The following is a 10,049-nucleotide window of genomic DNA, read 5'->3' on the forward strand; positions in this document are numbered from 1 at the left end:
TCACTTACGATTGAACGATCTTTTCATGTCTTAGGTGTTAACCCTTGACCGATCCAAGCATGATACCGGATACAAAATACTTTTGGACAAAAGGATAAATCGTTAAAATAGGTAAAATCGTCAAAACCATGGTGACTGATTTGATGTTAGCAGAAATTTGAGTCAAATTATCAGCAGATGTAGCCCCTGCCGAAGTTCCTCCCGTAGCAGCAGCAATCATATTTCGAAGGTAAATCGTAACCGGGAACTTTTCTTTTTGATCAAGGTACAGAAAGGCTGGAAACCAGGAGTTCCAGTGCCCAACGGCATAGAATAGAACCATCGTGGCCATAACCGCTTTACTAAGTGGCAGAATGATACGAAATAAAATCCCGTACGTACTTAGTCCATCAATAGCTGCGGCTTCTTCTAATTCTTCCGGCATATTCTCAAAGAAAGATTTCATAATGAGCATGTTATATATGCTGATTGCCCCCGGAATAACAAGAGCCCACATGGAATTACTAAATCCAAGGCTGTTAATCAGTACGTAGTTTGGAATCAGTCCCCCATTAAAAAACATAGTGAAGACGGCAAACATCGTTAGAAACTTGCGCCCCATGAGTCTTTTTTTAGATAAGGCGTAGGCAAAAATCGTAGACAAAAACATAGAAATAGCAGTTCCCACTAAAGTATAAACAACGGTGTTTTTGTAATTAGTCCAGAACATATTGTCTTTTACTACGGTCTTGTAAGTGTCAATATTAAATCCTTTCGGAATGAGATTCACCTTTCCCGAATTAATATAGGCTTCACTGCTGAACGACTGTGCGACTACATTGAGAAAGGGATACAAAGTGATAAAGACAATACATAGTAAGAAGACCGCATTACAAATTTTAAAAATTTTATAGGACATGGATTCCTTCATATCTCACTCCCCCTTACCATAAGCTTCGTTCTGTCAGTCTGCGTGAGATGGCATTCACCGAGAAAACAAGGATTAACCCGATAATGGACTCAAACAGACCAATCGCTGTTGCATAGCTGAAGTTGCTAGACCCAATTCCGACACGATAGAGATAAGTGGATATCACATCGGAAGTTTCGTAGATAAGTGGGTTGTATAGTAAGAGAATTTTCTCAAATCCTACCGCAAGAAAACTTCCCATATTTAGAATGAGCAGCGTTACGATCGTTGGTAAAATACCTGGAATAGTTACATGCAACGTCTGCTTCCAGCGATTCGCCCCGTCAATTCTTGCTGCTTCATATAGGGAGTCATCAATTGTAGTGAGTGCTGCGAGATAGAGTATAGCCCCCCAGCCCATGCCTTGCCAGATTTCAGAAGTAATATAGATGGTACGGAACCACTCCGCACGCTGCATAAAGTTAATTGTCTCACCTGTGAAGAATTGCACCAATGCATTGATGGAACCATTCGTAGCAGTCAACTGCAGAATCATCCCTGCGACGATAACGATGGATAGAAAGTGTGGCAGGTAAGATGCTGTCTGCACAAATTTCTTAAACTTTTTGCTCTTCACTTCATTAAGCAGAAGGGCAAAAATAATCGGCATCGGAAAAGTAAGAAGCATCGTAAGTCCGCCTAGAATAATCGTGTTTGTGAACACTCGCCAGAATGTAGGATCGTGGATGAACATCTGGAAATAATGCAGTCCTACCCATTTTTCTCCGAAGATACTTCCTCCCGGTACAAAACGGCGAAACGCAATCACATTTCCAATCATCGGTCCGTATTTAAATATAAGTAAGTAGATAATAGGCAGTACAAGCAAGGAGTATAGCTGCCAGTCTTTACGAAGAAGAGATCCTATCATATGCAGTTTGTTTTTGGGTGCCATTTTTATTTGGGGCTGTGTACTGCTTACGGTTTTCGTATCCATGTTCATCATTCACTCCAATCCATTTAAGCTCGGCCCTGACTGGTGTCATTACGGTTCTTGGAATCTAAGTTTCAACTCACGAATGAGCTCACGTATGAATATCCCCATCACCCGATGAGTAACACTTCTATTAAATCTGCGATTCAATCCCCCTTTTCTATTAGATCAATAGGTCTCTACAATAGACACATTCCATGTTACATAACGTATCTTTGGACCCACTCATTTAAAAAAAGCGCTTACAATACAACTTTAAAACAACACCGCTTTTTCAATAGACTCTTTACAAAACGCCCCTTGAATGACAAGCAACTACGGAAATGCCTCAAAACTGACTTCAGCTACTTTTTGAATACTAGTCATACTAGTATGTTAGTTGGGTTTATTGTAATCTACCGTTTCCATTAATTCAATATATTTCTTGTATTTGGTCCCGATTTTTTTCTGAGGCTCTCTAACTGCTTCCATTTGCTCACAAAAAAGCACCCTCAAGAATCAAGTATCCTAACCCTATGGTTAGTTACCTATTCTATAAAAGTGCTATAGTTATTCATCTATTCTTTTTGTGATATTGCATGAATTAGACGATCCGCCATCTTCACCATCTCTTCTTCACTTAAAGCTTCACTTGCACTATCTTCCATAAAGTATGCTGTGGAAGTTGATTCATCATACCAAGCGATTTTGGTGTTAAAGTAAGTATTACTTGAATCATGCATAATTAGTGCTTGCTGTGTACCTATCTTTATTTTCCTGCTTATCGCGCCAGCTGGTTGAGGTACCTGTAGTCCTAGACCATATGAAGCTATAACTGTAAGACTGTTTGGTTCATTCTTTGTAGAAAAGTAGAGATGAACGCTACCGGCCTTACTCCACTGCAGAGTCTCTGAGGTGATTTTCTCGTTGGTTCCTATTGCCTTCGAACTAAGCCTTTGAAGCAGCTTATCATATTTAGAACCTTCTCCATCTCCAGCTGAAGGATATTTCGGCCAGATTGTTGCAAAATGAAACGTGTATCCTTTGGACAAATAGGAGGGGGATATCAGATCTGGTGCATTTGTACTTTTTGCTTTCTTATACAACTCGTTGATATCGTAATATTGGATGGGTTTATACTCATAAAGAATTTTAGTTGGGCCAAGATAGGCTTGCAAGTCAGTCTCTATGGGGAAATATGCTATGAGTTCACCGGGTTTGGCTTCTGGTTTCAATTTCTCTATCCGTTTAGATTCTTTTGAATAATAGTTACGATCTTTCATAGGATACGTGTCAACGACGACTTTCCCCTTCTTATTATAGATTTTCGCAAATTCCTCGGCAGCATAGGTTGTTACCGAAGCAATACACACACAGAAGAGAAGGAACAAAGACACTGTTTTCCATCTATGGTTACTTTTTTTCTTCATTGTTGAGTTCGTGATCTGATCTATAACACGAGAGGCAACCGAAATCTGCCTAAGTTCTTCGTCCGTTACACTATGCCGCCTTATGCTTTGGTTCTCATTAGTGAAAATGTCCATTCCTCCTCATCCTCCCGCTCCATCCATGTTTTTTTCACTTTCATCTTTGTTCTGCTGATTCTTTTTCGGACAGCTTCTGAGCTGGTTCCTGTGATCTCCGATATTTCTTGATAGGTTTTTTCATGAAATACATGAAGAATAAGTAGACTCCGCTCCGCATGACTGAGACTGAGAAATACTTTTTCAAATGCAGGACTAAAAATACTTCGCTCATGAACTTCCGTATTTGTTTTGCTTCTCTCCTCCATAAAAAGCAAAGACTTAGCCTTTTCATATACTTTTCTTTTTCTCAAGACATTAATACAGTGGTTATAAGCGATCTTGTACAGCCAGGAGTTAAAACTATACCTCGGTTTATAGGAATCAATCGACTTGTACGCCTTAAAGAAAATCTCTTGGATCGCATCTTCCGCATCTTGTTCGCTGTTCAGAATCCGACTGCAATAGATGAATATCTGCCTTTCATATTGATGTACAATATAACTGAATTTCTCGATGTCTCCGGCCTTCACGTCAGCTATGTATTGTTCGATTCGCTCCAGTTCCCTCTCCCCCTTTCTGCTTGTTTATCTATATAACAGTTGTGAACTTAGAAAACGGACACAGTAAGCTAAATATATAAATTCTCTTTAAGTGAATCAATTTCATAACTCATTAAAACGATAAATTTGTAACTATATATAGACAAATAGAACCATTTTGATCTATATATACTCTTGACTAAAGCAACGAAAGGTATTATGAAATTGATTCAAGTACATTACTTCTAAAAATGACCCCTAATACGTTGCTATGCCGCTAATGATAAGGGGGCTTTATTTACATTCATCACAACAAAAAAGACCCTGATAATCTATCAAGGCTCGCATCTCCATCTCGTATTAATACTCCAGCTTGTAAACTACTTCTCCCTCAATCACACGACCATCTGCTGCAAAACCTAACTTCTCATATAAATGCTTTGCCCAAGTATTCTCTGGTTCAAAGCTTATGTAGATTACTTCATGCTTTTCATCCTCTTTAATCCTGTCGATTAACTTCTCCATTGCAGCCTTGCCATAGCCTTTTGACTGATACTTCTCATCAATCATTACACGGTAGATCCAGTATTCCTGATCCTCATCATCTATACAGTACATCGTAAATCCTACTAAAAGGTCATCGTGGTAGATCGACAAACAGATACACTCCGGAAATGCCTTAGCCTGTGCCAGAGAAAACAAATTACTCGCTACAAACTCTTTCTGTCTATCTGCCACACCCAGCTTAATCACATCAAAAAAGTTATTTCTATCGATCTCCCTAAATTCAATCATATTCTATGCCCCCATAAGTTATCAGTTATCCCGATTTGTTTGTGAACAGCCCTTCCCATTAGTTCAACTTTATACTATTTGAGAAACCCTCTTTATTTTGGTATATCATTTCATAATTAGCAACACTCGGACAAGGGAATAATTAATTAAGTTCAAACTTTCCTGATCAGCTGCAAAAAAAGATTAACTAGTAAAACCGATTAACCACTATCTTTTTGGTATTAATATAATTTCTTATCGCATTAACACCGAGAGAAATCGTACCGAACTTTTTATCACATTTAAAATATAGCAAGCTAAGTATACAACGATCCTATTGTTAGCAAAAAAGAAGGCAACCCCTTTTATTGGTTGCCTTCTTTTCTTATTTCCTCGGAATTCCGTCGTTTATTCAGTTGTTGTCGTTTCTGTAGGATCAGTGGACTCTGTAGATTGAGTAGTCTCTTCTTCCTCAAGTTTATTGGTTATCTTTGCATTGGAACGCAGATCGGACAACCATGTTGAAGAAAGTTCACTAACTTGTTGATCTACTAGCAACTTACGAATCTCTTCTTTTTTATCTTCAAGCGTTGGATTTGTGGCTTCTTTATAATCTGTTTTCTTAATAATATGGTAGCCATAATCTGACTTAATCGGTTCGCTAATCTCATTGATCTCCATGGAGAAAGCCGCTTTCTCAAATTCTTCTACCATGTCCCCTTTTCCGAAGAATCCAAGGTCTCCGCCATTTGCTGCAGAAGAGTCAGTAGATTTTTCTTTAGCCAAAGTTGCAAAGTCTGCTCCTTCATCCAGCTCTTTCTTTATCGCATCGGCTTCTTCCTTAGTTTCCACCAGGATATGGGATGCTCTTACTTGCTCCGGAGTTGCAAACGTATCTTTGTTCTCCTCATAGTAAGTGCTAATCTCTTCGTCTGTCACCTTCGTTTGCGGCTCCAGAATTTTACGAATTTTCACTTGAATTTCTGTGTTTTTCTTGAGGTCATCTAGTGTCATGCCTGATTGAGCAAGAGCTGAATTCAGCGCTTCTTCACCGCCAAATTGAGTCTTCAGCGATTCAATCTCAGCATTCACGTCTTCATCGGTAATAGTAACGTTAGCATCCGCAGCCGCCTGGTCAATGAGTTCCATAGTAATCATGTTATCAAGTGTGGACGTGCCTCCGAGTGCCACCAATTCGTTATATAGTTCATCCTTAGTAATCTTGGTACCGTTGACTGAAGCCACGGCTTCATTGTCTCCTCCAAACGGAGGCTTGATCAGTACGATAATAAGAATTACAGCAAGAACTCCTGATACAATCATCCATACTAAGCTGCTCTTCCCTTTTGTAGTAACCTCAGATTTATCATCTGCTAACTTCTCCGCATTTTCCTCTTGTACTACTGTCTCTGGAGATGTTTCTTGCTGTGCTGTTTCCTGCTCTTCAGTTAAAGAATCTTTCTTTTCTTCTTCATTATCGTTTTGTAATGGCTTATTATCCAATTTTTAAAATCTCCCTTCGCGATTTCCTTCTCACTCTATTAAATATAAAGGTTTTATAAAACAAAACATTAAAATAACATAAAAATTTTAAAAGATATCAAATTCAATAACTTTCACCAAAAGATAGATACTAGACTAGTCCACACGAGTTCACTCTCGATAGAAATTTGATAGAAACTAATAATAAATAAAAAAGACCTTAACAAGGTCTTTTTGCACGTTTGTTCAAATGAATAAGCACACTATTAATTTCTATACGTCAAATTCTAAACTATGAATCTTCCACTCCTCGTTAACCTTTATAAAGCTTAAATGTAGGAATGTTGGAGGACTTTCAGGTTCAACATTTAAGCTGGTGTAGAATTCTCTTATAAAGATATGAAATGTATTTGATTCACGATCATATTCATACCCCTGGATTACCCAATCATCGAATTGAGTCTTTTTTTCATTATTAAATAAGAGCCATTCATAACCCTGAGCGTTTTTGGCGTATAACTTGTTATCTTTTACTTCAAGCACGATGTCGTCTGATAACAATTGGCGAAGTTTATCTTTATCTCCTGTTGTGTGAGCTTGAACAAATTCCATTGAAATATTACTTATAAAAGCATAGTTTTCTTTTTCTGTATTATAATTATCAATCTGTGTATTCAGCTGCTGGATCGTTTGATTTAATTCTTCTATCTTTTTTTCTTTTTCATTTAATGTTTCCGTAAATTTTGTTTTTTCTTCTTCAAGCTTACTTTCATACCCTTCTAATGAATCATCTTTCTGAGAACAAGCTGTTAGCAGTGTAAAGCCACAAATAGCTACGATCAATAATTTCCTCATCAGATTCCCCTACTTTCTCACTTCATTAGAAAATCACTATTCCAAAATGACAAAGCTCGAAAAAAGAAAATACAGCCCTACAACAAATACAAAAAACACGACTACATTAAATACGAGCACATTAACAGCCCTTCGATTCTTATAAAAAATAACTGCTATAAAACTTGCGATTATAGATAATATTGAAAACGTAATGCTAAATACAATAGGTAAAAACATTATCGACAATAATACAATGATTCCTAGAATATACGAGATCCGAATTATGCCAAAGCTCTCTCCCCTTTGACCTTTCATGGTTACCTCACTCCTAAAATCCAAAACACACCCTCATTTTACCATATATAGGTTTGAAAAACCTAAAAAAAGCAGCCGGACATTGATTCGGACTGCTCTTTCTCTAGACAGAGATAATAAAGATGATACCTTCATTCTTTTTTACCATAACTTTTTAACAATGTTTCAAATGCTTTATTCCGTTTAACACTACCAAACCCAACAGAAACTCTTTTTACATAATGATTTTTTAATAACGGGATATAATCATCAATATCCATATTCATTGCCGACGAATGTATGAATTCAGCTAGTGCAGGGGCTTCTCCTAAACTACTGATATCCTTAAGCCCTTTCATGTCTTCAATGTTTATTTTCTTCAATTGAGACAACCCTTTTAACGCTGGTAGTACTTCAACATTTTTGAGTGATTGAAGGAACAAGGATTGCAGTCCGGTTAAACTAGAAATAAACGATAGATCCTTAAGACCACGAATCAGCCATAGCTCCAGGTGCTTGATATTTTCCATTCCTTCGATAGCAGAAAAATCTTTTATCCCACCAAGCTTAATATCAAGTGAAGACAATTTTTTCAGAGATGTTAGAAACTCTATATTTTTTGTTGTTATCGACCTCAACGTAACATTCTCAAGATGATTAAGACTACTGATTACACCAATGTTTTTGGTATGTCCTTCGATATATATTTTTTTCAATTTACTGAACCGTTCAAGAACTGATAGATCAGGTTTTTTAGATTTCGTCTGACCTAAAGTAATAGACTCCAAGCTGTCAGTTACACGGTTTAATATTTCAAAGCTATCCAAGTTGAAAATACCGATATGTAGTTCTTTCAATTTATTAAGCTGGGTAATCGTATCTAAATTCGTTACCTCGCTCACTATACAATCTAAAGTTAAGCGACTCACATTGTGCATTATAGAAAGAAAGCTTAAATCACTGTTATAATCTCCATAAATCCGGAGTTCAACATCATCTCTTTCAGAGAATAATATATTATTTAATAATTCTAATGTGTAATGATCAACTGGATTTGAGAACTGGATAATCTCTAAATCTTTATAAGCCAGTAGCTTGTACACTTCTTCTTCTGACAGTTTATTAATGATTTCAAGCCTACCTCTGGAAAATTCGCTAAACATGTTTACTTTTTTGTTAGGTAAAGACGCGAAATTTGGGTAATAATCATCTTTTATAGGCTTATATATTATTTCCTTGAATAACGTTTTCCAATTTTGTGTATCTAATATGGCATTCAGGGCATCTTCCAGATATCCTGCGGAGTATGCGATGTTCTCTGAATACTTATTCAAATCTTCTTTTGTAGCTATACGAACAAAATGCTCACTCGCAGTAACTACCTCAAAATCATCTAATCCATCTCGAATATAGTACTTAGGAATATTTAAGTCTGTAGGTAAATCTGCATTTCCGATAACATCCCAATAACCATCATCTATGTTTACAATGGTTGTCCTTAAAAGAAACACGATGTCCTTACTTAAGATTTCTTGCACATCTAATATTTTATCGCGACTGATAAAATCGAAGGCAATTAGAATGTCATACATTTCTCCAATCTCAACTACTTGTCCATACCCGTAACGATTTTCATCTAGTGAAATAGTAAAAATATCACCAATATTCACTTTCTTTTTCCTCATGATTCATTCTCCATTATCTTTTAATCCCATGTTTGCTTCATTTTTTTCGTGAATTTGATTTCGCGCATTTTCTAGCAAAAAAACCCCTTCGCTTTCGCGAAGAGGTTTACTATGAAGCGGGTGATGGGAATCGAACCCACGCTATCAGCTTGGAAGGCTGAAGTTCTACCATTGAACTACACCCGCGTATAAATATCGGGATGACACGATTTGAACATGCGACCCCCTGGTCCCAAACCAGGTGCTCTACCAAGCTGAGCTACATCCCGTAATATATTATGCCGGTGAAGGGACTCGAACCCCCACGGTTTCCCTCACGATTTTGAGTCGCGCGCGTCTGCCAATTCCGCCACACCGGCTTATTTCTTGTTTCTTATCTAAAAATATAATGGCGCGCCCTGAGAGATTCGAACTCCCGGCCTTTTGATTCGTAGTCAAACGCTCTATCCAGCTGAGCTAAGGGCGCAAAAAATATAAAAGCGGACGACGGGAATCGAACCCGCGACCCTCGCCTTGGCAAGGCGATGCTCTACCGCTGAGCCACGTCCGCAATTAAAGGATGCGCGTGAAGGGACTCGAACCCCCACGTCAAAGACGCTAGATCCTAAGTCTAGTGCGTCTGCCAATTCCGCCACACGCGCATATAAATGATGGTGAGCCATGAAGGGCTCGAACCTTCGACACCCTGATTAAAAGTCAGGTGCTCTACCAACTGAGCTAATGGCTCGTACTAAAATGGCTGGGGATATAGGATTTGAACCTATGCATGACGGAGTCAAAGTCCGTTGCCTTACCGCTTGGCTAATCCCCAACAGTGATAAGGTTTAAAATGGGGCGATCGATGGGACTTGAACCCACGAATGCCGGAGCCACAGACCGGTGCGTTAACCCCTTCGCCACGACCGCCAAACTTTAAAATAAATCTGGTGGAGGATGATGGATTCGAACCACCGAACCCGTAAGGGAGCAGATTTACAGTCTGATGCGTTTGGCCACTTCGCTAATCCTCCATATGAAACTGGTGCCGGCGAGAGGACTTGAACCCCCAAC

8 protein-coding genes and 10 tRNA genes are annotated in these 10,049 nt (G+C 38.3%); all 18 read right to left on the bottom strand.

What is annotated here, in order from left to right:
* Positions 1-37: 37 nt before the first annotated feature.
* The 18 genes from PV403_RS23085 to PV403_RS23170 all read right to left on the bottom strand — a co-directional run bounded on the left by PV403_RS23085 (position 38) and on the right by PV403_RS23170 (position 10,009).
* The gene (locus PV403_RS23085) at positions 38-910 is read right to left on the bottom strand and encodes a carbohydrate ABC transporter permease (protein ID WP_332086115.1); all 873 of its coding nucleotides are present in this window, start codon (positions 908-910) and stop codon (positions 38-40) included.
* Positions 911-923: 13 nt separating this feature from the next.
* Positions 924-1,844, bottom strand: a complete 921-nt coding sequence (locus tag PV403_RS23090) for an ABC transporter permease (protein WP_332086121.1) — start codon at positions 1,842-1,844, stop codon at positions 924-926.
* Between the two features lie 596 nt (positions 1,845-2,440).
* Entirely contained in the window at positions 2,441-3,406 is a 966-nt protein-coding gene (locus tag PV403_RS23095) for a hypothetical protein (RefSeq protein WP_332086116.1), read from the bottom strand.
* The gene (locus PV403_RS23100) at positions 3,373-3,918 is read right to left on the bottom strand and encodes an RNA polymerase sigma factor (protein WP_332086117.1); all 546 of its coding nucleotides are present in this window, start codon (positions 3,916-3,918) and stop codon (positions 3,373-3,375) included. The genes PV403_RS23095 and PV403_RS23100 overlap by 34 nt, the downstream gene beginning before the upstream one ends.
* A 369-nt stretch (positions 3,919-4,287) precedes the next feature.
* On the bottom strand, positions 4,288-4,722 hold the full coding sequence (locus tag PV403_RS23105; protein WP_332086118.1) for a GNAT family N-acetyltransferase: 435 nt from the start codon (positions 4,720-4,722) through the stop codon (positions 4,288-4,290).
* Positions 4,723-5,109: 387 nt separating this feature from the next.
* Positions 5,110-6,204: a peptidylprolyl isomerase gene (locus PV403_RS23110; RefSeq protein ID WP_332086119.1), complete on the bottom strand. Its 1,095-nt coding sequence runs from the start codon at positions 6,202-6,204 to the stop codon at positions 5,110-5,112.
* Between the two features lie 252 nt (positions 6,205-6,456).
* Positions 6,457-7,038, bottom strand: coding sequence for a hypothetical protein (locus PV403_RS23115; protein ID WP_332086120.1), 582 nt, complete (start codon positions 7,036-7,038; stop codon positions 6,457-6,459).
* Between the two features lie 428 nt (positions 7,039-7,466).
* On the bottom strand, positions 7,467-8,999 hold the full coding sequence (locus tag PV403_RS23120) for an Imm26 family immunity protein (RefSeq protein ID WP_213536313.1): 1,533 nt from the start codon (positions 8,997-8,999) through the stop codon (positions 7,467-7,469).
* Positions 9,000-9,114: 115 nt separating this feature from the next.
* Positions 9,115-9,185 (bottom strand) — tRNA-Gly (locus PV403_RS23125).
* 9 nt (positions 9,186-9,194) lie between these two features.
* Positions 9,195-9,268, bottom strand: a tRNA-Pro gene (locus tag PV403_RS23130).
* A gap of 10 nt (positions 9,269-9,278) precedes the next feature.
* A tRNA-Leu gene (locus PV403_RS23135) sits at positions 9,279-9,358 on the bottom strand.
* A gap of 30 nt (positions 9,359-9,388) precedes the next feature.
* Positions 9,389-9,465 (bottom strand) — tRNA-Arg (locus PV403_RS23140).
* Between the two features lie 12 nt (positions 9,466-9,477).
* Positions 9,478-9,549: transfer RNA gene (locus PV403_RS23145), tRNA-Gly, on the bottom strand.
* Positions 9,550-9,559: 10 nt separating this feature from the next.
* Positions 9,560-9,640, bottom strand: a tRNA-Leu gene (locus PV403_RS23150).
* 10 nt (positions 9,641-9,650) lie between these two features.
* Positions 9,651-9,726: transfer RNA gene (locus PV403_RS23155), tRNA-Lys, on the bottom strand.
* Positions 9,727-9,735: 9 nt separating this feature from the next.
* Positions 9,736-9,810, bottom strand: a tRNA-Gln gene (locus PV403_RS23160).
* 19 nt (positions 9,811-9,829) lie between these two features.
* Positions 9,830-9,905: transfer RNA gene (locus PV403_RS23165), tRNA-His, on the bottom strand.
* Between the two features lie 18 nt (positions 9,906-9,923).
* A tRNA-Tyr gene (locus tag PV403_RS23170) sits at positions 9,924-10,009 on the bottom strand.
* Positions 10,010-10,049: the final 40 nt, after the last annotated feature.

Origin of the sequence: Paenibacillus sp. GYB006 (assembly GCF_036577645.1) — a bacterium.
In the GTDB taxonomy this organism is placed as follows: domain Bacteria; phylum Bacillota; class Bacilli; order Paenibacillales; family Paenibacillaceae; genus Paenibacillus.

Excerpts from the sequence above, each read along its gene's own strand:
- PV403_RS23105 (WP_332086118.1), bottom strand. The coding sequence starts at position 4,722 with ATGATTGAATTTAGGGAGATCGATAGAAATAACTTTTTTGATGTGATT.
- PV403_RS23115 (WP_332086120.1), bottom strand. The coding sequence starts at position 7,038 with ATGAGGAAATTATTGATCGTAGCTATTTGTGGCTTTACACTGCTAACA.
- PV403_RS23095 (WP_332086116.1), bottom strand. The coding sequence starts at position 3,406 with ATGGACATTTTCACTAATGAGAACCAAAGCATAAGGCGGCATAGTGTA.
- PV403_RS23085 (WP_332086115.1), bottom strand. The coding sequence starts at position 910 with ATGAAGGAATCCATGTCCTATAAAATTTTTAAAATTTGTAATGCGGTC.
- PV403_RS23120 (WP_213536313.1), bottom strand. The coding sequence starts at position 8,999 with ATGAGGAAAAAGAAAGTGAATATTGGTGATATTTTTACTATTTCACTA.
- PV403_RS23090 (WP_332086121.1), bottom strand. The coding sequence starts at position 1,844 with ATGGCACCCAAAAACAAACTGCATATGATAGGATCTCTTCTTCGTAAA.